Source organism: Chelativorans sp. M5D2P16, assembly GCF_034427935.1.
Classification (GTDB): domain Bacteria; phylum Pseudomonadota; class Alphaproteobacteria; order Rhizobiales; family Rhizobiaceae; genus Chelativorans.
Map to the genome: position 1 here is coordinate 65,721 of NZ_JAXQNM010000013.1, position 22,249 is coordinate 87,969.

The 22,249-nt window shown below is 64.3% G+C and carries 19 protein-coding genes; 10 read left to right on the plus strand and 9 right to left on the minus strand.

Going from position 1 to position 22,249, the window contains the following annotated elements; translation table 11 throughout:
- Nucleotides 1-12: 12 nt before the first annotated feature.
- Nucleotides 13-1,812 carry an IlvD/Edd family dehydratase gene (locus SIN08_RS07590; protein WP_322450969.1) on the plus strand — a complete coding sequence of 600 codons (1,800 nt, stop codon included), beginning with the start codon at nt 13-15 and terminating at the stop codon, nt 1,810-1,812.
- Nucleotides 1,813-2,185: 373 nt separating this feature from the next.
- On the opposite strand, the gene SIN08_RS07595 is transcribed toward SIN08_RS07590, so the two are convergent.
- Nucleotides 2,186-3,679 (minus strand): PLP-dependent aminotransferase family protein, encoded by a 1,494-nt coding sequence (locus tag SIN08_RS07595; protein WP_322450970.1) that lies wholly within the window; start codon nt 3,677-3,679, stop codon nt 2,186-2,188.
- Nucleotides 3,680-3,832: 153 nt separating this feature from the next.
- On the opposite strand from SIN08_RS07595, the gene pgi reads away from it, so the two are divergent.
- Complete coding sequence (pgi, locus tag SIN08_RS07600; protein WP_322450971.1) at nt 3,833-5,464, plus strand: glucose-6-phosphate isomerase; 1,632 nt, start codon at nt 3,833-3,835, stop codon at nt 5,462-5,464.
- A gap of 122 nt (nt 5,465-5,586) precedes the next feature.
- Here pgi and SIN08_RS07605 read toward each other — a convergent pair whose 3' ends face one another.
- On the minus strand, nt 5,587-7,641 hold the full coding sequence (locus SIN08_RS07605) for a long-chain-fatty-acid--CoA ligase (RefSeq protein ID WP_322450972.1): 2,055 nt from the start codon (nt 7,639-7,641) through the stop codon (nt 5,587-5,589).
- A gap of 124 nt (nt 7,642-7,765) precedes the next feature.
- Complete coding sequence (locus SIN08_RS07610) at nt 7,766-8,317, minus strand: DUF924 family protein (RefSeq protein WP_322450973.1); 552 nt, start codon at nt 8,315-8,317, stop codon at nt 7,766-7,768.
- A 495-nt stretch (nt 8,318-8,812) separates the two neighbouring features.
- Here SIN08_RS07610 and SIN08_RS07615 point away from each other — a divergent pair, with 495 nt between their 5' ends.
- The 5 genes from SIN08_RS07615 to SIN08_RS07635 all read left to right on the plus strand — a co-directional run bounded on the left by SIN08_RS07615 (nt 8,813) and on the right by SIN08_RS07635 (nt 14,134).
- The gene (locus SIN08_RS07615; protein WP_322450974.1) at nt 8,813-10,408 is read left to right on the plus strand and encodes an ABC transporter substrate-binding protein; all 1,596 of its coding nucleotides are present in this window, start codon (nt 8,813-8,815) and stop codon (nt 10,406-10,408) included.
- A gap of 92 nt (nt 10,409-10,500) precedes the next feature.
- Nucleotides 10,501-11,505, plus strand: a complete 1,005-nt coding sequence (locus tag SIN08_RS07620) for an ABC transporter permease subunit (RefSeq protein ID WP_322450975.1) — start codon at nt 10,501-10,503, stop codon at nt 11,503-11,505.
- An 84-nt stretch (nt 11,506-11,589) separates the two neighbouring features.
- Nucleotides 11,590-12,444, plus strand: coding sequence for an ABC transporter permease subunit (locus SIN08_RS07625; protein ID WP_322451268.1), 855 nt, complete (start codon nt 11,590-11,592; stop codon nt 12,442-12,444).
- 2 nt (nt 12,445-12,446) lie between these two features.
- Complete coding sequence (locus SIN08_RS07630; RefSeq protein ID WP_322450976.1) at nt 12,447-13,301, plus strand: ABC transporter ATP-binding protein; 855 nt, start codon at nt 12,447-12,449, stop codon at nt 13,299-13,301.
- Complete coding sequence (locus SIN08_RS07635) at nt 13,298-14,134, plus strand: dipeptide ABC transporter ATP-binding protein (protein WP_322450977.1); 837 nt, start codon at nt 13,298-13,300, stop codon at nt 14,132-14,134. Before SIN08_RS07630 ends, SIN08_RS07635 begins: the two co-directional genes overlap by 4 nt.
- Nucleotides 14,135-14,251: 117 nt before the next feature.
- Here the strand turns inward: SIN08_RS07635 and SIN08_RS07640 are convergent, their stop codons facing one another.
- A complete protein-coding gene (locus SIN08_RS07640; protein WP_322450978.1) occupies nt 14,252-15,169 on the minus strand; it encodes a LysR family transcriptional regulator in 918 nt (305 codons plus the stop codon).
- Between the two features lie 175 nt (nt 15,170-15,344).
- On the opposite strand from SIN08_RS07640, the gene SIN08_RS07645 reads away from it, so the two are divergent.
- On the plus strand, nt 15,345-15,518 hold the full coding sequence (locus tag SIN08_RS07645; RefSeq protein ID WP_322450979.1) for a hypothetical protein: 174 nt from the start codon (nt 15,345-15,347) through the stop codon (nt 15,516-15,518).
- Nucleotides 15,519-15,726: 208 nt separating this feature from the next.
- Here the strand turns inward: SIN08_RS07645 and SIN08_RS07650 are convergent, their stop codons facing one another.
- The 5 genes from SIN08_RS07650 to SIN08_RS07670 all read right to left on the minus strand — a co-directional run bounded on the left by SIN08_RS07650 (nt 15,727) and on the right by SIN08_RS07670 (nt 21,092).
- Entirely contained in the window at nt 15,727-16,164 is a 438-nt protein-coding gene (locus SIN08_RS07650; protein ID WP_322450980.1) for a universal stress protein, read from the minus strand.
- 10 nt (nt 16,165-16,174) lie between these two features.
- Nucleotides 16,175-17,458 (minus strand): TRAP transporter large permease, encoded by a 1,284-nt coding sequence (locus tag SIN08_RS07655; RefSeq protein WP_322450981.1) that lies wholly within the window; start codon nt 17,456-17,458, stop codon nt 16,175-16,177.
- A gap of 9 nt (nt 17,459-17,467) precedes the next feature.
- The gene (locus tag SIN08_RS07660; RefSeq protein ID WP_322450982.1) at nt 17,468-18,097 is read right to left on the minus strand and encodes a TRAP transporter small permease; all 630 of its coding nucleotides are present in this window, start codon (nt 18,095-18,097) and stop codon (nt 17,468-17,470) included.
- A 70-nt stretch (nt 18,098-18,167) separates the two neighbouring features.
- Nucleotides 18,168-19,193: a TRAP transporter substrate-binding protein DctP gene (gene dctP / locus SIN08_RS07665; protein ID WP_322450983.1), complete on the minus strand. Its 1,026-nt coding sequence runs from the start codon at nt 19,191-19,193 to the stop codon at nt 18,168-18,170.
- Nucleotides 19,194-19,841: 648 nt separating this feature from the next.
- Entirely contained in the window at nt 19,842-21,092 is a 1,251-nt protein-coding gene (locus tag SIN08_RS07670; protein ID WP_416208032.1) for an ABC transporter substrate-binding protein, read from the minus strand.
- 367 nt (nt 21,093-21,459) lie between these two features.
- Here SIN08_RS07670 and SIN08_RS07675 point away from each other — a divergent pair, with 367 nt between their 5' ends.
- Together SIN08_RS07675 and bfr are read left to right on the plus strand one after the other, a co-directional pair.
- Nucleotides 21,460-21,771: a (2Fe-2S)-binding protein gene (locus SIN08_RS07675; protein ID WP_322450984.1), complete on the plus strand. Its 312-nt coding sequence runs from the start codon at nt 21,460-21,462 to the stop codon at nt 21,769-21,771.
- Nucleotides 21,737-22,222, plus strand: a complete 486-nt coding sequence (gene bfr / locus SIN08_RS07680; protein WP_322450985.1) for a bacterioferritin — start codon at nt 21,737-21,739, stop codon at nt 22,220-22,222. The genes SIN08_RS07675 and bfr overlap by 35 nt, the downstream gene beginning before the upstream one ends.
- Nucleotides 22,223-22,249: the final 27 nt, after the last annotated feature.

Sequence of the window (22,249 nt, forward strand, 5' to 3'; positions counted from 1 at the left end):
AGAGGCAAAAGCATGACCCAAGGCAGCGGCAGGAAACTGCGGTCCCAGGAGTGGTTCGACAATCCGGACAATCCGGGAATGACGGCGCTCTATATCGAGCGCTATCTCAATTACGGATTGACGCGCGAGGAACTCCAGTCGGGCAAGCCGCTGATCGGCATCGCCCAGACCGGCTCCGACCTTTCGCCCTGCAACCGGCACCATGTCGAACTCGCAAAGCGGCTGCGCGCCGGCATCGAGGCGGCGGGCGGCATCCCCTTCGAATTTCCCTGCCATCCGATCCAGGAGACCGGCAAGCGGCCGACCGCCGCGCTCGACCGCAACCTCACCTATATGGCGCTGGTGGAGGTACTCTATGGCTATCCGCTCGACGGAGTGGTGCTGACCATCGGCTGCGACAAGACCACGCCGGCGCTGCTGATGGCCGCCGCGACGGTCGACATTCCGGCCATCGCCTTTTCCGTCGGGCCGATGCTCAACGGCTGGTACAAGGGCCGGCGCACCGGCTCCGGCACGATCGTCTGGGAAGCGCGCGAGCGGCTGGCAGCCGGCGAGATCGACTACGACGAGTTCATGGACCTGGCGGCCTCGTCGGCACCGTCCGTCGGCTTCTGCAACACGATGGGCACTGCCTCGACCATGAACTCGCTCGCCGAGGCACTGGGCATGCAGCTTCCCGGCTCGGCGGCCATTCCCGCGCCCTACCGCGAGCGCGGCCAGATGGCCTACCGCACCGGCCAGCGCATCGTCGAAATGGTGCACGAGGACATCAAACCTTCGGACATCATGACGCGCGAGGCATTCGAGAACGCTATCGTCGTCAACTCCGCGCTGGGCGGCTCCACCAACGCGCCGATCCATCTCAATGCCGTCGCCCGCCATCTCGGCGTGCCGCTCGACAATGACGATTGGCAGCGCGTCGGCCACCATATTCCGCTTCTGGTCAACATGCAGCCGGCCGGCGAGTATCTGGGCGAGGATTTCCACCATGCCGGCGGCGTGCCGGCGGTGGTGATGGAGCTGATGAAGGAGGGGCTTCTACCTCACCCCGGCGCGGCGACGGTCAACGGCCGCTCCCTCGGCGAGAACTGCCGGGGTGCGGAAAATATCGACACGAACGTCATCCGACCCGCCGCCGATCCCTTGATGCGGGACGCCGGTTTCATCAACCTCAAGGGAAACTTGTTCGACAGCGCCATCATGAAGACCTCCGTGATTTCGGAGGAGTTCCGCGCGCGCTATCTGGCGAACCCTAAGGATCCGGAAGCCTTCGAAGGCCGGGCGATCGTCTTCGACGGGCCGGAGGACTATCACGACCGCATCGACGACCCCGCGCTCGCCATCGACGCCGGCTGCATCCTCGTCATGCGCGGCACCGGCCCGGTCGGCTATCCGGGCGGGGCGGAAGTGGTGAACATGCGTCCGCCGGACTATCTCATCAAACAGGGCATCCACGCGCTGCCCTGCATCGGCGACGGGCGCCAGTCCGGCACCTCGGCCTCGGCCTCCATCCTCAACGCCTCGCCGGAAGCGGCGATCGGCGGCGGGCTTGCACTGCTGAAGACCGGCGACAGGATCCGCATCGACCTGAAGACGGGCGGAGCGGACATGCTGGTGGACGAGAAGGAGCTGGAAGCGCGGCGCACGGCGCTGACGGCCGCCGGCGGCTACGCCTTCCCCGACCACCAGACGCCCTGGCAGGAAATCCAGCGCGCCATGATCGACCAACTGGCGCAAGGCATGGTGCTGAAGCCGGCGGTCAGCTACAAGCGGATCGCGCGCGAGAAGGGCGTTCCGCGGGACAATCACTGAGGCGCTGCAAGCGGCCGGACAGAGGCGCGCGCAGGGGCACCGGGGCTTTCCTGATACCTGTTCCCCGGAGCATGATGGGTTGAGGCAAGTTCGCCTCTGTCGCGCGTCATTCCGGAAACCGAAGCGTTAGCGGGGGCTGTCCGGGATCCGTTCCGGAACGATCTGCGCCGGCCAAAAGCATCACGGAATGGATCCCGGCTCTCTCTCTCCGCTTCGCTCCGTTCGGTCGGGATGACGTGCGGTGCTGAACGCACCTGAAACGCACTCCGCTCTAGAGCAGGGTACGCTCACATTTGTTCGCTTGGCTGCTCTATCTGTTTGTTTTCGCCGCATTTGTGCCACGCCAAGTGATTCCACTTGGCTGCAAAATGCTCTAAGCCGCCTGCGAGCGCCGCGCCGCGGCGGCGGCGAGCTCGCGGATGCCGGGCTCGATGTGCTGCAGGGCGATCGAGGAGATGCCGAGCCGCATATAGGGGGAAGGACGCTCGGGACCGTCGAAGAAGCGGGCGCCGGGCTCCACGATCACGCCGCGCGCCCTGGCGAGGCGGGCGAGCGTGGCGGTGTCGGTGCCGGGCGGCCCCTCGAGCCAGACCGAGGTGCCGCCGGGCACGTCGGTCGTCTGCCATTCCGGCATATATGCGCTGATCGCTTCGAGGAGCTTCGCGCGCCGTTCCTCGAAGGCGGCGGAAAGGCGGCGCACCAGCGCATCGTGATGACCGAGCGAGAGGAAGAGCGCCACCGCACGCTGGTTGTTGGCCGGTGGATGGCGCAGCATCAGCCGGCGCAGCGCGCGCAGTTCCGCCACCAGTTCCGCGGGCGCGACGACATAGCCGAGGCGCAGGCCCGGCGCCAGGGTCTTGGACATGGAACCGAGATAGATCACGCGCCCGGTGTGATCGAGGCCCTTCAATGCCTCCTGCGGCGTCTCGTCGGCAAGCTGGCTGTCGTAATCGTCCTCGATCACCACCCAGTCGTCTTCTTCCGCCCGCTGAAGCAGCGTCTCACGCCGGTTACGCGAGAGCGGCACCATGGTCGGGCAATGATGGCTGGGGGTGAGAAAGACGAAATCGGCCTCCGGGGGGATGGCGTCGACATCCATCCCGTCGCCGTCCACGCCCACGGGCAGGGTCTCCCCGCCGGCCAGGCGGAAGATGGAGCGCGCGTCGGGATAGCCCGGATTCTCCATCGCCACCCGCGCGCCGCGCCGCATGAGGAGCGTGGAGAGCATGTAGAGCGCATGCTGGGCACCCAGCGTGACGATGATCTCGTCCGGATTGGCGAAGATGCCGCGCCGGGGCAGAAGCCGTGCCTGGATCTGCTCGATCAGCAGCGGGTCGTCCCTGTCGACCATGTCCGCTGCCCAGTTGCGGATTTCCAACACCGCGAGCGCCATGCGGTTGCATTCGCGCCATTCGGCCGTGGGAAACAGCGCCGGGTCAAACTGGCCGTAGACGAAGGGATAGGAGGACTGCATCCAGTCCTCATTCTTCGGCACGCCGGGCATCTCGCTCGCCATTACCTGACGACGCGCTTTCCAGTCGATCTGTCCGGTCTGCCGCGTGCCGGCGCGCGGCGGATGCACGGGTGCGGCCAGCGCCTCAGGATTGACGAAATGCCCGCGCCGCTCGCGGGCGATCAGGAAACCCTGGTCGACCAACTGCTGGAAGGCAAGCACCACCGTCCCGCGCGCGACCCCCAGCTTCTCCGCGAGAATCCGACAGGACGGCAGCGGCATGGAGGGCGCGATCTGCCGGTCGAGAATGGCCGAGACGATCGCCTGGCGGATCTGCGCCTGCAATGTCTGACTCGAATCGGGGGATATCTTGAACAGGCCCGCCCACAGGGCCGAATCGTTTCTGGTCGGCATAATTCCTCTCCGGCGGCGCGAGCCTACCCCCGCGTGTGGAGCGGCGCAACCCTGGCCTAAATGATTGCTCCACGGCGCCGCTGCGCCGCCGCTTCACATTTGCCGGCCGGCCCCTTAAGTTCGCGCCAGGTCACAAGCAGGAGAAGCCGAACAATGAGCGCCTTCGACACCGCGCTGGACACGCTGCGCCGGCACCGCCGGGACAACGAGGACCTCGACCTGCGCACCGCCTTCGCGGCCGATCCCGACCGCTTCTCCCGCTATTCGCTCGCTCTCGACGACCTGCTGCTCGACTATTCGAAATGCGCGGTCAACGACGAGACGCTCGGGCTTCTTCAAAAGCTGGCCGAAGCGGCGGGGCTTGTCGAGCGCCGGGAGGCGATGTTTTCGGGCGGGCGCATCAACACCACCGAGAACCGCGCCGTCCTTCATACCGCGCTGCGCAACCGCGCCGACAAGCCCGTCATGCTCGACGGCGAGGATGTCATGCCGGAGGTGGAGGCGGTGCTGTCGGCGATGGGCGATTTCGCCGAAGCCGTCCGCTCCGGCAGCCTGAAAGGCGCGACGGGCAAACCCTTCACCGACGTCGTCAACATCGGCATCGGCGGGTCGGATCTGGGCCCTGTGATGGCGACGCTGGCGCTTGCGCCCTATCACGACGGGCCGCGCCTGCACTACGTCTCCAACGTCGACGGCGCGCACATCGCCGACACGCTGAAGGGGCTCGACCCCGAGACGACACTCTTCATCGTCGCCTCGAAGACCTTCACCACGGTCGAGACCATGACCAATGCCGCCACCGCGCGGAACTGGATTTCGGAGCGGCTGGGCAGGGACGCCACCGGGGCGCACTTCGCCGCCGTTTCCACCGCACTCGACAAGGTGGCCGCCTTCGGCATCCACGAGGATCGTGTCTTCGGCTTCTGGGACTGGGTGGGCGGGCGCTATTCGCTCTGGTCGGCCATCGGCCTGCCGATCATGATCGCCATCGGCCCGGAGGATTTCCGCCGGCTCCTGGCCGGCGCGGCGGCGATGGACCAGCATTTCCGCTCCGCGCCGCTGCTCGAGAACATGCCAGTGCTGCTCGGCCTCGTCGGTTTCTGGCACCGCGCCATCTGCGGCTATCCGGCCCGCGCGGTCATCCCCTACGACCAGCGTCTTGCCCGCCTGCCCGCCTATCTGCAGCAGCTCGATATGGAATCGAACGGCAAGCGGGTTACACTCGACGGCGCGTCCGTGGCCACGCCGACTGGGCCGCTCGTCTGGGGCGAGCCCGGCACCAACGGCCAGCACGCCTTTTTCCAGCTCCTGCACCAGGGCACGGACGTCATTCCCGTCGAGTTCATGCTCGCGGCCAACGGCCACGAGCCGGAACTGAAGCACCACCACGATCTCCTGATCGCCAACTGCCTTGCCCAGTCGGAAGCGCTGATGAAGGGGCGCACGCTGGAGGAGGCGGCAGAACAGCTTCGCGCCAAGGGCCTGGGCGAGGAACAAGTGACCGCGCTCGCCCCGCACCGCGTCTTCCCCGGCAACCGGCCGTCGCTGACCATCCTCTACCGCAAGCTCGACCCGTTCACGCTCGGCCGCCTCATCGCGCTTTACGAGCACCGTGTGTTCGTGGAGGCCGCGCTCTTCCGCATCAATGCCTTCGACCAATGGGGCGTGGAACTGGGCAAGGAACTGGCGACGGAGCTTCTGCCGGTGGTCGAGGGCGAGAAAGAACCCGCCGACCGCGACGCCTCCACGGCAGGACTGGTGGAGCATATCGCGGGGCTGCGCTGAGACTGGACGCGGGTTTCTCCCGGCATCCCCCCTCGCACTTCGAGAAGCTCGGGATGAGGGCGCACTCACCACGATACCACCCGGATTGAGCGACTGCAGCAGCGGCCCCGGTTCCCGGGTGCCTATCGCAATTCCCGCCGCAGGATCTTGCCGACATTCGACTTCGGCAGCTCATCGCGGAATTCCACGTATTTCGGTCGCTTGTAGCCGGTCAGTTCCTTGCGGCAGAAATCGAGCACATCCTTTTCCGTGAGTGCGGCGTCCTTTTTGACCACGAACAGCTTGGGCACCTCGCCGGAATGCTCGTCCGGCACGCCGACCGCAGCGGCCTCGAGCACCCCGGGGTGCTGGACGACGACGTCCTCGATCTCGTTGGGATAGACGTTGAAGCCGGAGACGAGGATCATGTCCTTCTTACGGTCGACGATCTTGATGAAACCGTTCTTGTCCATCACGCCCATGTCGCCGGACTTGAAGAAGCCGTCCTTTGTTATGGCCTTCTTCGTGTCGCCCGGCTTGTTCCAGTAGCCGGGCATGACCTGCGGGCCGCGGATGCAGATCTCGCCCACGGTTTCCTGCTTCACGTCCTTGCCGTCCTCGTCGCGGATGGCAATGTCCGTCGACGGCAGGGGAAGGCCGATCGTGCCCGTGAACTCCCGCATGTCCAGGCGGTTGACGGTGGCCACGGGCGAGGTCTCCGACAGGCCGTATCCTTCCGCGATCACGCAGTTGGTGAGCGCCTGCCAGCGCTCGGCCACCGAGCGCTGCACCGCCATGCCGCCGCCGAGGGTCAGGTCGAGATTCTTGAAGGAGAGTTTGCGGAAATCCTCATTGTTCAACAGCGCGTTGAAGAGCGTGTTGAGCCCGATGAAGGCGTTAAAGTCGTGCTTGCCGAGTTCCTTCACCAGCGCGGGGATGTCGCGCGGGTTGACGATCAGCACGTTCTCGGCACCGAGCTTCATGCCCGTCAGGGCGTTCACCGTCAGCGCGTAGACATGATAGAGCGGCAGGACGCAGATGAAGACGGGGCGTTCGGGCCGTGGCCTGTCGGTATAGGCGGTTTCAAGCCAGATCTCGTTCTGCATGGCGTTGGCGAGAACGTTGCGATGCAGAAGCATGGCGCCCTTGGATACGCCGGTCGTGCCGCCCGTATATTGCAGGAAGGCAAGGTCGTCGAGACCCACCTCGACCGGCTGAAAGCGGCGCGCCGCTCCCTCGCGCATGGCGCTCTTGAAGGGCACATGGCCGGGAAGTTCCCACGCCGGGACCATCTTCTTGATCCGCCGCACGACGAAGTTCACGACACGCCCCTTGAGCCCCAGCATGTCGCCCATGCTGGCCACCACGACGTGCTTCACCGGCGTTTGACCGATCGTCTTTTGAAGCGTGCGGGCGAAATTCTCAAGGATGACGATCGCCTCGGCACCGGAATCGACGAGCTGGTGCTCCAGCTCGCGCGGGGTATAGAGCGGGTTGACGTTAACGACCACGTAGCCCGCGCGCAGCGCCGCCATGAGCGCGACGGGATATTGCAGCACGTTGGGCATCATGATGGCCACGCGCGCGCCCTTTTTCAGCCCCAGCGACTGCAGGTAGGCGGCGAAATGGCGCGAGGCCTCCTCTACTCCGGCGAAGGTGAGCGTCTTGCCCATCGAGGTGAAGGCCGGCCTGTCGGCGAAGTGGCGGCAGGATTCCACCATCAGGTCGCCAAGCGACGAATGCGCGAAGGTGCCGATCTCGGCCGGTATGCCTTCGGGATAGCTCTTCAGCCATGGTTTTTTGGCGGGGACCCGCCGCCGCGCGGCAGGCGCGGCCTTTTTGGGGCGGGCGGGGGCCGCGGCCTTCGTGCCGGTCGCCTTTGCGGCAGGCGATTTCGCAGTGGGCGATTTCGCGGACGCCGAACGCCGGGTGGAGGTCTTGGCGTTACCGTCACCGGTATCGCTCTTGGCGGTCGATTTGACGTTCGTCTTTGCGGCGCTCGAAACCTTGGAGCGCGGTTTTGCCGTGTTGCGGCTCGAGGTCGTGGCCGTTGTTTTCTTTGCGCCGGTTCCAGTCTTCTTGGCAGACGGCGTTTCGGTCTTCGCCGGCTGCTTGTCGGCTGCCGCCTGCGACTTTCGCGCTGTCGTCTTGCGGGCCCGGGTTCCCGCCTTCTCTCCGGTATCGTTGGATCTTGCCACGTCTCCCTCCCTGGAGTCCCTGTTTTATTTGCTCGTATCTAACGGCACCCGGGCACCGGGCGCGCGCCCTGATGCGGTTCATTATGGCGGCATGCGGGGGATGCGCCAAGGTCACGGTTCCACCTTACTGGCCGTAGCCTGCGTGCTGCTCCAGAAAAGCTTCCTCATCGCGCGTGCTCTTGCGGCCGAGCGCGCGGTTGCGGTGGGGAAAGCGCCCGAAACGCTGAATGATATCCCGGTGCTCGACCGCGTAGCGCAGTGCGTCCTCGTCTCCCAGCGCGCTGAACAGCATGACCGCCTGCTCCTGGTCCGCCGAGACCTCGGAGTGCTGGAAAGGCATGTAGAGGAATTGCCGTTCCAGGGGCCCGAGCGCTTCGTCCAAGCCGTTCGCCACGGCCTCGCGCGCTATCCGCATGGCCACATCGTCGGTCGAGAAGGCCTTGGCCGAGCCACGGAACATGTTGCGGGGGAACTGGTCGAACAGGATGATCGCGGCCAGCGCGGCGCGCGGATTCTTCCGCACCTCATCCGGGGTATGCGCGCTCAACTGCTCGTGAAGGGTGGCGAAGCGCGCTCGGATCGACTCGTCCAGCTTGTCGCTGCTCTTGAACCAGTCCTTGGAATCGACCTCCTCGAACCAGAAGGAAAGAATGCTGTCGATCCAGTCTCGGGCCATTGATGTCTCCTCTCCTCGGCGCATCCGATTCAGACGCCCCTTCGCAGTGTGCCGGTTGTCGGGCCGCGCCGTCCACCGTGAAACGGACGACGGAACCAAAATTCGCCTCGGGCGGTACGCCGCATCTCGCCGGGCAACTCAGGGATAGATAGGTGAGTGGCGTTGAAAACGAAACGGGGCATCCGTGTACACTCACGATCCCGCCCCGAGTACCTGCTGCCGCGCGGATCCCAATTATCCATCTCCCATCTGCGGAAAGAACGCCGATGATCCATTCAAATCTCCTCTTCCCGGTGCATTTGCCGGGAAAACACGTCATTCTCCGCTGGAAACCCGCGCAGAGAATAAGGGAGGCCTATGAAACAAAATTTGTCGGATGCGAAATTTTGTTATCCACAAACCGTCCGAAGGAGTTCCCACCTCCGGCCAACTTTGCTTAAATGCGGCTTCAAAGAGCCATTGGGAACGGCTCAAGATAACAATAGGGAGATCCCGATGAAAACCAAACTGGCATTCGCGGCCGCTCTGCTGGCCGCTACGGCGGTCGGCGGCGCCGCCCACGCGAAAACCTTCGTCTATTGCTCCGAAGGCTCGCCCGAGGGCTTCGATCCGGGCCTCTACACGGCGGGCACGACTTTCGATGCGGCCGCGCACACGGTCTACAACCGGCTTCTGGAGTTCAAGCCCGGCACGACGGAGACCGTGCCTGGGCTCGCCGAAAGCTGGGAGATTTCCGACGACGGCCTGCAGTACACGTTTCACCTGCGCCCGGGGGTGAAGTTCCAGACGACGGACTTCTTCACGCCCTCGCGTGACCTGAACGCCGACGACGTCATCTTTTCCTTCGAGCGGCAGTGGCAGGAGGATCATCCCTGGCACGGCTATGTCTCCGGTGCGAGCTGGGAATATTTCAACGGCATGGGCATGCCGGACCTGATCGAATCAATCGAGAAGGTGGACGACATGACGGTGCGCTTCACGCTGAAGCGCCGGGAAGCACCGTTCCTGGCCAATCTGGCCATGCCCTTCGCATCGATCGTATCGAAGGAGTATGCCGACCAGCTCGAGGCAGACGGCAACATGCAGACGCTGAACCAGCAGCCGCTCGGCACCGGTCCGTTCGAGTTCGTGGCCTACCAGCCCGACGCGGTGATCCGTTACCGCTCGCATGAGGACTACTGGAACGGCCAGCAGCCGATCGACGACCTGGTTTTCGCCATCACGCCGGACGCCTCGGTGCGCTATCAAAAGCTCCAGGCCGGCGAGTGCCACCTGATGCCTTATCCGAACGCGGCCGACGTCGAGTCCATGAAGGCCAACCCGGACCTGACGGTCATGGAGCAGGAGGGGCTCAACGTCGCGTATCTGGCCTACAACTCGCAGCAGCCGCCTTTCGACAACCCGCAGGTGCGCAAGGCGCTCAACATGGCCATCAATGAGGAAGCGATCATCGAGGCGGTGTTCCAGGGGCTGGCGTCGCCCGCCAAGAACCCCATCCCGCCGACCATGTGGTCCTACAACGAGGAGATCGAGGACGAGCCCTACGACCCGGAAGCCGCCAGGCAGATGCTCGAGGAAGCGGGCGTGACGGATCTCTCCATGAAGGTGTGGGCGATGCCGGTTTCGCGGCCCTACATGCTGAACGCGCGCCGCGCCGCAGAGCTCATCCAGTCCGATTTCGCCGAAGTCGGCGTGGACGTCGAGATCGTCACCTATGAATGGGCCGAGTATCTGGACCGTTCGAAGGAGGTGGATCGCGACGGCGCCGTGCTTTTGGGCTGGACCGGCGACAACGGTGATCCGGACAACTTCCTGCACACCCTGCTCGGCTGCGACGCCGTCGGCGGCAACAATCGCGCACAGTGGTGCAACGAAGAGTTCGACAACCTCGTGGTCGAGGCCAAGCAGCTCACCGAGCAGGAAGAGCGTGCGGAACTCTACCGGCAGGCGCAGGAGGTCTTCAAGCGCGAGGCTCCCTGGGCAACGCTCGACCACTCGATCTCTGTCGTGCCCATGCGCAAGGAAGTGCAGGGCTTCGTGCAGAGCCCGCTGGGCGACTTCGCCTTCGAAGGCGTGGATCTCGCGGAATAGTTTCGCGTTTTGGATGCAGCAGGAGGCGCGCCGGGCAACCGGCGCGCTTCTTTGCAGTTTACCCCATGCAGTAGCAGGAGACCGGACGCGTCATGCTGAGCTTCGTCCTCCGTCGGCTTGCCGTGCTCATTCCGACCTTCATCGGCGTGTCGATCATCGCCTTCGCCTTCATACGCATTCTCCCCGGCGACCCGGTGATGCTGATGTCGGGCGAGCGCGTCATGGCGCCGGAACGCTATGAGGAGTTGACCCGGCAACTGGGCTTCCACCGTCCGCTCGCGATTCAATATCTGGATTATCTCGGCGGCATCCTGACCGGCGACTTCGGCAACTCGCTGGTAACGCGCCGGCCGGTTCTGACCGAATTCTTCACGCGCTTCCCGGCGACGCTCGAATTGTCGCTGTGCGCCATCATCCTGGCCGTCGCCGTCGGCGTGCCGCTCGGCATCGTTGCTGCCGTGAAGCGTGGCTCCTGGCTCGACCAGTCGATCATGGGCGCGGCCCTTGTGGGATATTCCATGCCCATCTTCTGGTGGGGGCTGCTGCTCATCATCTTCTTTTCCGGTGTCCTGCAACTGACACCGGTCTCGGGCCGCATATCGCTGCTCTATTATTTCCCCCCGGTCACCGGCTTCATGCTCATCGACAGCCTGCTGTCGGGTCAAGAGGGCGCGTTCAGGTCCGCCCTCTCCCATCTCGTCCTGCCGACGATCGTGCTGGCCACGATCCCCCTGGCGGTGATCGCGCGGCAGACACGCTCGGCCATGCTGGAGGTGCTCGGCGAGGACTATGTGCGCACGGCGCGCTCCAAGGGACTGGCGCCGCGCCGGGTGATCGGCCTGCACGCACTGCGCAACGCGTTGATCCCGGTGATCACCACGATCGGCCTACAGGTCGGCGTGCTGATGGCCGGGGCCATCCTGACGGAATCGATCTTTTCCTGGCCGGGGATCGGCAAGTGGATGGTCGACAGCGTTTTCCGGCGCGACTACGCGGTGGTCCAGGGCGGGCTGCTTCTGATCGCCGGCTTCATCATGCTGGTGAACCTGATCGTCGACGTGCTCTACGGTCTGGTGAACCCGAGGATCAGGCACTGACCAATGGCTGAGATAAACAGAAAACAAGCCGACGCGGCAATCGGCCTGGAAGGCGGTCCCAAGGTCGCGGCGACCCGCCGCGCCATGCTGGCCGAGTTCTGGTACTATTTCCGGCAGAACCGGGGCGCCGTGCTCGGCCTCGTCGTCTTCACGGTCATCGTGCTGATCGCGATTTTCGCGCCGCTGCTGGCCCCATACAGTCCCAGCACACAGATTCGGGGCGCTCTTCTCGTTCCGCCGGTCTGGGAGGAAGGCGGCCGCTGGGAGTTCATTCTCGGCACCGATGCGGTGGGTCGCGACCTTCTTTCGCGTCTTCTCTACGGAGCGCGTTTCTCGCTCTTCATCGGACTTGTGGTGGTGACGCTGTCGGTGACCGTCGGTGTTTGCGTCGGCCTCATCGCCGGGTATTTCCGCGGAGCGACCGATACCGTCATCATGCGGCTGATGGATATCATTCTCGCCTTCCCGTCGCTGCTTCTCGCGCTGGTGCTGGTGGCCGTTCTCGGGCCGGGGCTGTTCAACGCCATGATCGCCATCGCGCTGGTGCTGCAACCGCATTTCGTGCGGCTGACGCGCGCGGCGGTGATGGCGGAAAAGGGCCGTGACTACGTGACGGCAGCCCGGGTGGCGGGCGCCGGCAATCTCAGGCTGATGTTCAGGACCATCCTGCCCAATTGCACTGCGCCCTTGATCGTGCAGGCCACGCTCTCCTTTTCCACGGCGATCCTGGATGCCGCCGCGCTCGGCTTCCTGGGCATGGGCGCGCAGCCGCCGACGCCGGAATGGGGCACCATGCTGGCAGAAGCACGCGAGTTCATCCTGCGCGCCTGGTGGGTCGTCACCTTCCCCGGCCTTGCCATCCTGATCACCGTGCTCGCCATCAACCTGATGGGCGACGGCCTGCGCGACGCGCTCGATCCAAAGCTGAAGAGGTCGTGACCATGTCCCTTCTCGAGATCGAAAACCTCACTGTCGAGTTCGATACCGCGGGCGGTACGCTCAGGGCCGTCGACGGCATTTCCCTTTCGGTGGAGAAGGGCGAGGTGCTGGCCATCGTCGGCGAATCGGGCTCCGGCAAGTCCGTATCCATGCTGGCCGTCATGGGCCTCCTGCCGTGGACGGCGACCGTCAAGGCCGACCGCGTGACCTTTCAGGGACGCGACATCCTGAACCTGTCGCCCGCCGACCGGCGCCGGATCATCGGCAAGGACATCGCGATGATCTTCCAGGAGCCGGTCGCCAGCCTGAACCCGTGCTTCACCGTCGGCTTCCAGATCGAGGAAACGCTGAAGACGCACACCGATCTCGACCGCAGGGCGCGGCGGCGGCGGGCGATCGAGCTTCTGACGTCGGTGGGCATTTCCGATCCGGAGCAGCGGCTGGGCTCCTTCCCGCATCAGATGTCGGGCGGGCAGTGCCAGCGCGTGATGATCGCCATTGCGCTGGCCTGCAATCCGAAGCTTCTGATCGCCGACGAGCCGACGACCGCCCTCGACGTGACGATCCAGAAACAAATTCTCGACCTGCTGATGGACCTGCAGACGAGGACCGGCATGGGCATGATCCTGATCACCCACGACATGGGCGTGGTGGCCGAGACGGCCGATCGCGTCATCGTACAGTACAAGGGCCGCAAGATGGAGGAGGCTGGCGTGTTGTCGCTGTTCGAGGCGCCGAAGCATCCCTACACAAAGGCGCTTCTTTCGGCGCTGCCGGAAAACGCGATCGGCGACCGGCTGCCCACCGTTGCCGATTTCGCGCTTGACGAGACGCCCTACACGGGAGCGCAGAGATGACCGAGATCGTCGTCGAGACCCGCGACATCGTCCGCGACTACCACATCGGCGGCGGGCTGTTCCGCAAGGATCGCACCGTGCACGCAGTGAAGGGTGTGAGCCTGAAGCTGGAAAAGGGAAAGACGCTCGCCATCGTCGGCGAGTCGGGCTGCGGGAAGTCGACGCTGGCGCGCATCATCACCATGATCGACCCGCCGACCGCCGGAGACCTCCTCATCGACGGGGAGAAGGTCGACATCGGCCGCCAGCGGCTGACGCCGGAGCTGCGCCGCAAGGTGCAGATCGTCTTTCAGAACCCCTATGGCTCGCTCAACCCGCGCCAGAAGATCGGCGACGTCCTGATGGATCCGCTGATCATCAACGCGAAGGACGTTCCGGCGGCGGAGCGGCGCGACCGTGCCATGCAGATGCTCACCAAGGTCGGCCTCGCGCCGGAGCATTTCAACCGCTATCCGCACATGTTCTCCGGCGGCCAGCGCCAGCGCATCGCCATTGCCCGCGCGCTCATGCTCAACCCGCGACTCCTGGTGCTGGACGAGCCGGTCTCCGCACTCGATCTTTCCGTGCAGGCGCAGGTCCTGAACCTGCTCGCCGACCTCCAGGACGAGTTCGGTCTTACCTTCGTCTTCATCAGCCACGACCTTTCGGTGGTGCGCTACATCGCCGACGAGGTGATGGTGATGTATTTCGGCGAGGCGGTGGAATACGGCACGCGCGACGCAGTGTTCTCCGATCCCAAGCACGACTACACAAAGACGCTGTTCGCGGCCACGCCGCGCGCCGACGTGGAAAGCATCCGGAAGCGGCTGGCGAAGAAAAAGAAAGCCGCGTGAGGGGCAGGGGTCGGCCCGGAAGACGCGGGATCGATATCGAAAAACAGCGGGAGTTCCACGGCGTTCTTTCCGAGAGGCGCATGGTGCCGTAGCCGCTGAATAATAGCCGCGGTGCTTCTATTTCTCCGCCGGCGACGCGAACCCGGCTTCGCGCGCCCACCGGACGTGGTCGGCGGCCTGCTCGAGCAACCAGTCGCGCAAGGCCACGACGGGAGGGCGGATCGGCCCACGCGAGGCGGTGGACAGATGGAAGGCATGCCGGCCGGGCATGAAGGGTCCGCAAGGGCGCACAAGGCGGCCCTCGCGCAGCATCGCGCCGGCGGTGACGTCGTCGCCGACGGCGACACCGAGGCCCCGCACTGCCGCCTCCAGGCAAAGATGGGTGCGGTGGAAGATCAGGTGCCCCTCGGCCGCGTCGAGACCGGTGCCGGCGCGCTTCAGCAGTTCGTCCCAACTGCTCACCCCGCGATCGTAGATCAGCTTGTTCGCCGTCAGCCCACGCGTGCGCACGCGCTCCGCGTGCTCGGGTGCACAGACGGGAAACATGGTGAAGCTCAGGAACGGCTCCCGCGAGTAGCCCGGCACGTCCATCGGGCCCCAGGTGATCGCCAGGTCCGTGTCCGGGACGATCGTCCGCGGCGGTTCGGGATAGGAGCGCAGCTCGAGTTCTATGCCGAGCCCGCCCAGCACCGCGTTGTCCAGACGAGGCATGAGCCACAGCACGGCGAGATCCGAGTCGATCTCGAGGACGACCTTGCCCTTGGCGTCGCGGGCGCGTGTGCCGGTCTCGATGGAGATCAGGGTGAGCGCGTCGGCGACGACGTCGGCATAATGCGCGCCGGCGGGCGTGAGCGCCACCTGCCGGTGCCGGCGCTCGAAAAGTGTCACGCCGAGCTCAGCCTCCAGGTTCTTCACATAGCGGCTGATCGAGGCGTGGGTGACACCCAGCTCATCGGCCGCCCGCGTGAAGCTCTGGTGCCGGGCCGCGGCATCGAACGCCCTCACGGCATTCAGGTTGGGAAGACGGTACGCCATGGGCTATGTGTAACATAAACGCACGCTACAAGATAGTTTATTTCCATTGCGTGCGTATGACGTCGATATTATCTTTGCAGCATACGGAAATGGCAAACGGGAGAGCCCCCTGGCCCCGACGACCTCAGGCCGGCAGGCCGGGCGCGGCGTCCCCCCTATGTCAAAGGAGATCGCCATGTCACACTACACGGTCGGTGCCGGTTCAAGACCGGACTTGCAGCACTACGCACGGCAGGCCGACAAGGCGCGTTCGGCGGCTCTGAAGCGCGCGCTCGGCGCGATTGTCGAGCGTATCCGCAACGGCCGGCGCAGCCGGCCGCAGGCGGGGATGGCGCCGCTGCAGCATTGAAGCAGGATCAGTGTAGGTCCTCGTTCCGGCCGGGCGGAGCGGACGCCGGAGCCGTTGCGTCCGCTTCCAGACTGCGGAACAACCCGGGATACCCCTTCTGAAGCGCGGGGATGGCGGCGCGCCCTTGTGGGTCTGAGTAGGCGCATGGCACCGGCTTGGTATGGTCCCGGAGGGAAAGGGGCACATCTTCCCTGGCGAAGTGAGTGCCCTAGACCACCATCACCGGGCAATCCGCCAGGCTGGTGACCTTGTGGGACACGCTGCCGAGCAGGTAGCCTTCCAGGTCGCCCAGGCCGCGGCTGCCGAGCACGATCAGGTCGACCTCCCGGTCCTTGGAGAACCTGACGATGGTGCGGGCCGGCTGGCCGCTCTTCACGAAGGCGCGGGGCGCATTGGCACCCTGCTCCACCGCGTGCCTCTTGGCCGTGTCGGCCACTTCCTTCGCGTGGTCGCGGAGGGCCTGGTCGATGTTGCCCGGGTCGGCAGGCCGCACCATGGAGGTCGAGGCCTCGAGCAGGCTGTGGTGACGGTAGACCGTGAGCAGCAGCAACTCGGCGCCCGTGCTCTTCTGCATCTGGACGGCCATATCGAGCGCCTTCGTGGCACCGATCGAGCCATCCATCGGGACGAGGATCCGTTTGAACACGGCTCACCTCCTATCTGAACGCCAGGTCGCGCAGGAAGAGCGCGATCTGCGGGAAAAAGATAAGCGCGGCGGAAACGCACAGCAGGATGAGGATGAAAGGCGGCGTGCCTCGGATCACATCCATGTAGGGACGCTTGAACACCGCTATGGCCGTGAAGATGTCGCAGCCGAAGGGCGGCGTGGCCGACCCGATGGCGACCTGCAGGGTGATGATCGTCCCCACCAGCACCGGATCGAGGCCGACCGCCTCCACCACCGGCGCGAAGATCGGCACGAGCACGAGGATTACCACGATCGGATCGACGAACATGCAGCCGATGAAGAAGGCGATGGAGATGACGACGAGGACGCCGATCTGGCCCATCTGGTCGATGCCGATGCCGGCGAGGATCTGCTGCGGGATCTGTGCGAAGGAGATGACCCAGGAGAAGGCCGCCCCGGCGGCGACGAGGATAAAGACCACCGCCGTGATGAGGCCGGTGGACTTCGCCGTCTCGTAGAGACCCTTGAAGTCGAGCTCGCGGAACACGACCATCTCAAGCAGGATCGCGTAGAGCACGCAGGCCGCAGCCGCTTCCGTTGGGCTGAAGACGCCGCCATAGATGCCGCCGATGATGATGACCGGGAAGCCCAGTGGCCACAGTGCGTCCCGCACCGCTACGAGACGTTCGCCCCAGCTCGCCCTTTCCTCCGTCGGCACGCGATTGCGCACCGCATAAATCCACGAATAGATCGAGAAAAGGATCAGAATCAGGATCCCAGGCCCGACGCCGGCGATGAAAAGCTCGGCGATCGACGTATTCGACACCACGCCATAGATGATCATGCCGATCGACGGCGGGATCAGGAAGGCGATGTCGGAGGAATTGACGATCAGGGCAAGGATGAAGCTGTCATTGTAGCCGGCCTTGAGCATGCGCGGGCGCAGCGGCGACCCGATGGCGACGACGGTTGCCTGCGTCGAGCCGGACACGGCACCGAACATGGTGCAGGCGGCCGCGGTCGAGACGGCGAGGCCGCCGCGCAGGTGGCCCACAAAGGACATCACGAGATTGATCAGGCGCCCGGCCGACTGGCCGCGCGTCATGATGTCGGCCGCGAAGATGAACATGGGCACGGCGATCAGCGAGGCCGGGCGGATGCCGGCCATCATCTGCTGCACCATCGTCTCCAGCTGTCCCATCCCGCCGAACAGCGAGTAGAAGCCGACGAAGGCGCCGATGATGAGGGGGATCATCATCGGAAAGCCCAGGAGCAGGAGGACGATCATGATGGAAAAGATGGTGGTAGCCATGACCCGCCCTCAGATCTCGATCTCTTCGTCGTCGTATCCCTCGAGCACGTTGGTCGAGAGGTAGATATCCTTTTCCAGCATGTTCTTGATCGCCGTCAGGATGTACTGGAGCCCGGTCATGAAAAAGCCGATCGGGGCCCACAGATAGATGATCCACACCGGGATCTGCAGCGACGGCAGCACACGCCCTCGCCCGGCAAGGGTCATTATGTATTGTGTTGAATACCAGGCGAGGCCCAGCATGAAGACCGCGGTGATGAGCGCGATGATGATCATCAGCGGCTTGCGCAGCGTCGACGGGAGCGCGTCGTAGATGGCGGACATGCGGATATGCCGACCGTGTCGGGCGGCATAGCTGATCCCGGCGAAGGTGATCAGGATGATCAGGATGCGGTTGAGCTCTTCGGAAAAGAAGATGCTTTGCTGAAAGACGAAGCGGCCGACGACATTGGCGATGGTGTTGGCCGCCAAGAGCAGCACGCCGGCAGCCAACAACACCGACTCTATGCGGCTGATGGCCGTGTCGATCGTTCCAAGGAAGCCCGGCAGATCGGATTTGTATACTTCAGTGGAAATGTCATCGGCCGCCGTCGTATCCGTCTGCGACTGCAGCTGCGACTCGTCGTGATGTTGCGGCAATTGCTGGTCCCCGCTCTTCTTGCAAAGCGCCGGCCGGACGTCCCCCGCGCCCGGCCGGTGATGTCGGCGGCTATTCGGCCTGCGCCTGGTCCAGATCTTCCTTCATCTGATCCAGGATCTGCTGGCCGCTCTCGCCGGTCATTTCGGTGAACTCCTGCTCGACCTCCTTGGCGGCCTCCATGAAGGGCTGGCGCTCCTCCTCCGACAGGATATTGACCTGGACGTCTTCCCCACCGGCTTCGCGGATCTTCTCGAGCGACTCCTCGTGCAGCCCCTTCTGGTACTCGACGATATGGTCGAACGCCGCGTCGGCCGCATTCTGAATGGCCTGCTGATCCTCTTCGGAAAGACCGTCGTAGAAGTCCTTGTTGGCCATCACCGCGGTGGTGAAGTTGTTGTGGCCGATGCAGGTGATGACGGGGCTGACCTCGTACATCTTGGTCGACTCGATCCAGAAGGTCGGGTTCTCCTGCCCCTGGATGATGCCCGTCTGCAGAGCGCCGTAGACCTCGCCCCAGGGGAGCGGCGTCGGCGTGGCGCCGAAGGCGCGGTAGCTTTCGACCAGAAGCGGGTTGGTCATCACCCGGACCTTCACCTCGTTGAGGTCGGCCGGGCTGTGCACCGGCTCCTGCGTCGTCATGCAGACTTCGCCTTCCGGAAACATCTTGAGAAGCTCGAGCCCCTGCTCGGCGTAGAGCTCGGGGAACATGTCGTTGATGGCGACCGAGGTGCGGAAGAAGTTGACCAGGGTCTCATGGTCCTGCGGCAGGAGGTAGGGCACGAAGAACACCTGCGCTTCCGGGATCAGCGCGCCGGTGAAGCCCGGCGACTGGTCGACGAACTGCAGGATGCCAGCCTGCGCCTGCTCCATGATATCGGCGGATTCACCGAGCGTGCCGAACGGGAAAAGCTGGATCGTGTGATCCGTGTTCGCCTCGACCTCCTCCTTGAACTTCTGCGCATAGACACCCTGCACATCCGTCATCGCCTCCTCGAAGGCATATTTCCACGAGGCCGCGTCGGCCGTGCCGATGCCCGCCGCGAGCGTCGCCGTAGCCGCGACACCCGCCAGGAGGTGGATTCTGAATGACGACATAGTGTTCTCCTCTGTTGGACTGCTGGAGTTGCCAATAGCGGGCCAGCGCGAGCGCGCCGCCCTGTTTCGGTGTTCTTGTCGGCTCAGCTTGCCGGCAACCAGCCGGGCACCGTTGCGAAGCCCGGCGTGCGCACCACCATGCGCGTTCTCTCCCGTCCGGCGCTGCGGCGGGGGGAATTGTCAACGGATCGATGAAGACCGGAAAGGACAAGAGAAAGAGCCGTTATGCGCCGCGCCGCGCAAAGGGGCGCTCTGTGCCCTATCGGCATGAACGACTCCTCGTGATCTCGGCTCCCGGGTGCAGCCACTGCTCCCCTCCTTGCTCTCACGGCAGGTTTCTGTTCTTAAAAGTGAAACACAGAAGTTGCAGAGTCAAACCGATATTTCCCGCCGCGGGCATTTCCCGTTGTGCCCCACTGTCGGGTGGCGGGATGCAGGGACACCGACCAAGCCTCCTGCAGACTGCGATGACGGAAAACGGATCTGGACCTGAAAAGCAGGGCAGCACCGCGCCACCGGCTTTCCTGGAGCGATAGTGCAGACGGCGGTGGATGGCACCTGAAGAGAGGGGAATTGAACCGGCCCTCTGCGCAAAAATCGCGGAGAACACGCGTTCGTTCAACACCCGATGGGCGACCTGCCGGGAATTCAGTTTCCCGCGAGATAGCGCCGCTTCCATTTCTCCTCGATGCGCTCCATCCAGCTTGGATGCGGCTCGTTCAAGGCGGGTCCCAGCGCCTCGGGAGCCAGTGTGGCCAGGCCGAGGTCGAGCGCCTCGAACCGGGCGCGGTCTTCCTGCCCGAGTTTGTCCATCGACAGGACCGTCGGGTCGCCCCAGACCGCCGGATCCTGCTTTCTGGCCTGGGCTTCCGGCGAAAGAAGGAAATTCGCCGTCACCAGCGCGCCGGCTTTCGCCGAAGCGTTGTAGGGAATGGCGAGGAAGTGCGTGTTGGCGAGCGTACCGCCGGGAAAGGTGAAGGAACGCACCGTGTCCGGCAACGCGCCGTCGGCGATGGCGCTACTGGCTTCGGCGGGGTTGAAGGCGAAGATGATGTCGAGCGCGCCGTCGGCCAGAAGCTGCTTCATGGCCGGGTAGTTCTGCGGAAAGGCGCGCCCGCCCCGCCACGCCACCGGGTGGAGCGCATCGAGATAGGCAAACAGCGGTGCCGCAATCTCCTGGAAGGTCGCTTCGTCGACCGGCTCCTGAAGCACGGAAGGGTCCTCCACCTTCTCGATGAGGACCTGCTTCAGAAAAGACGAGCCAATGAAATCCGGCGGCTGCGGATAGGAGAAGCGCCCCGGATTGGCTTCGGCCCAGGCGAGCAGCTCGTCGGCGTTTTCAGGCAGCGCTTCTTCCTCCGTACGTGCGGAATCATAGAAGAACACCAGCTTTGCCATGCCCCAGGGGCTTGCCATCCCCTCGACGGGAACGGTGAAATCGGTCGTGATGGTCGGCTTGTTCTCGTGATCCACGTAGCGCCAGTTGGGCAGCATCCCGGCCCAGCCCGGCGAGAAGAGAAGGCCGCGCGCCTTCATGGCGGCGAAATTCTCGCCGTTGATCCAGACGAGATCCACCCTGCCGCCCGTATCGCGCCCGGCCGCCTTTTCGGCCACCACGGTGGCGACCGCGTTGGCCGTGTCCTCGAGCTTCACATGCACCAGCGTGACATCGAAGCGCCGCTTCAGCTCCCGGGAGGCCCATTCGATGTAGGCGTTGACGTTCTCCGCCCCGCCCCAGGCGTTGAGGTAGACGGTCTCGCCGCGGGCATCCGCCAGCACGGCCTGCCAGTCGGCGGGGTCGACGGTCCCGGCGCGCGCGGTGCACGCCCAGAGCAAGGCAAAGGTGGCTGCCACGATCCGCTTCAGCAATGGCTCGTCCTTTCTTCGCGTTTTCCGCATGTGAGCATTGGGCGGGGCGGAAAGGCAAATGACGGCGGCTCGCGCCCACTCACTTCCCCGTGAGAGCGCCGGTTTTCGCCGTCCGGGCTCGCCGCCCGGGCCCGCTGCGGCATTATGAATAGATCCGTCAGGTTTTTATTGACAGCAACCCTCCGAAGGCGTTTTTATGCGCCCACCGAAGGATGCGTTCCTTTGATGTCTGGGCCTTGAACCCGTTCGATCGGAGAACGCCATGCCGGACGGCATTTGGAAAAGCGCACGCCACTTTTCCGAAGACGCCCTCAGGCGGGCTTTTCCCAGGGGTTGTCAAGGTTCGCTCGAAGGGGAGCAGGCTTCGGTCTTGCACCCGATCGTCTTTGCGTGAACCATGCTCGTCTGTCACTGCAATCTCATCACCGAGAAGGAAATCGAGGCGACCATCGTCGCGATGCTCGATGAGGATCCGTGGCAGCTCATCGTGCCCGCAAAGGTGTATCACGCCATGGCCCAGCGCGGCCGCTGTTGCGGCTGCTTTCCAAATGTGGTGGAAACGATCATCCGGGTTACGGAAAATTATCACCGCAACGCAGATAGTGGTGATGCGGAAATCGTGACATATTTGGATCGTGTGCGCGCCTTGCGCGAGAAATTCGGGAGCAAATTCAGTGAAAGGCGACAAAAAGGTTATCGAGCGGCTTAACGAGGCTCTTTTTCTCGAGCTCGGCGCCGTCAACCAATATTGGCTGCATTATCGTCTGCTCGAGGACTGGGGGTATACGAAGCTCGCTCATAAGGAGCGCGCCGAATCCATCGAGGAAATGCACCACGCAGACAAGCTGGTGGAGCGCATCATCTTCCTCGAAGGTCATCCGAACCTGCAGACGGTGGCGCCGCTGCGCATCGGCCAGAATGTGCGCGAGGTCCTGGAGGCCGACCTGGCCGGCGAGTATGACGCCCGCACTTCCTACAAGGAATCGCGCGAGATCTGTAACAATCTCGGCGACTACGTCACCATGAAGCTCTTCGAGGAGCTTCTGGCGGATGAGGAGGGCCATATCGACTTTCTCGAAACCCAGCTCGAGCTTCTCAACACGATCGGCGAGAACAAGTACGGCCAGCTCAACGCCGGCTCCGCCGACGAGGACGACTAAGGCCGGGCGATCGGCGGGACGAGTCGT

Coding starts and splice junctions, on each gene's coding strand:
- SIN08_RS07620 (WP_322450975.1), top strand. CDS start 10,501: ATGCTGAGCTTCGTCCTCCGTCGGCTTGCCGTGCTCATTCCGACCTTC.
- SIN08_RS07615 (WP_322450974.1), top strand. CDS start 8,813: ATGAAAACCAAACTGGCATTCGCGGCCGCTCTGCTGGCCGCTACGGCG.
- SIN08_RS07595 (WP_322450970.1), bottom strand. CDS start 3,679: ATGCCGACCAGAAACGATTCGGCCCTGTGGGCGGGCCTGTTCAAGATA.
- pgi (WP_322450971.1), top strand. CDS start 3,833: ATGAGCGCCTTCGACACCGCGCTGGACACGCTGCGCCGGCACCGCCGG.
- SIN08_RS07630 (WP_322450976.1), top strand. CDS start 12,447: ATGTCCCTTCTCGAGATCGAAAACCTCACTGTCGAGTTCGATACCGCG.
- dctP (WP_322450983.1), bottom strand. CDS start 19,193: ATGTCGTCATTCAGAATCCACCTCCTGGCGGGTGTCGCGGCTACGGCG.
- SIN08_RS07640 (WP_322450978.1), bottom strand. CDS start 15,169: ATGGCGTACCGTCTTCCCAACCTGAATGCCGTGAGGGCGTTCGATGCC.
- SIN08_RS07590 (WP_322450969.1), top strand. CDS start 13: ATGACCCAAGGCAGCGGCAGGAAACTGCGGTCCCAGGAGTGGTTCGAC.
- SIN08_RS07645 (WP_322450979.1), top strand. CDS start 15,345: ATGTCACACTACACGGTCGGTGCCGGTTCAAGACCGGACTTGCAGCAC.
- SIN08_RS07655 (WP_322450981.1), bottom strand. CDS start 17,458: ATGGCTACCACCATCTTTTCCATCATGATCGTCCTCCTGCTCCTGGGC.
- SIN08_RS07625 (WP_322451268.1), top strand. CDS start 11,590: ATGCTGGCCGAGTTCTGGTACTATTTCCGGCAGAACCGGGGCGCCGTG.
- SIN08_RS07670 (WP_416208032.1), bottom strand. CDS start 21,092: ATGCGGAAAACGCGAAGAAAGGACGAGCCATTGCTGAAGCGGATCGTG.
- SIN08_RS07610 (WP_322450973.1), bottom strand. CDS start 8,317: ATGGCCCGAGACTGGATCGACAGCATTCTTTCCTTCTGGTTCGAGGAG.
- SIN08_RS07675 (WP_322450984.1), top strand. CDS start 21,460: ATGCTCGTCTGTCACTGCAATCTCATCACCGAGAAGGAAATCGAGGCG.
- SIN08_RS07635 (WP_322450977.1), top strand. CDS start 13,298: ATGACCGAGATCGTCGTCGAGACCCGCGACATCGTCCGCGACTACCAC.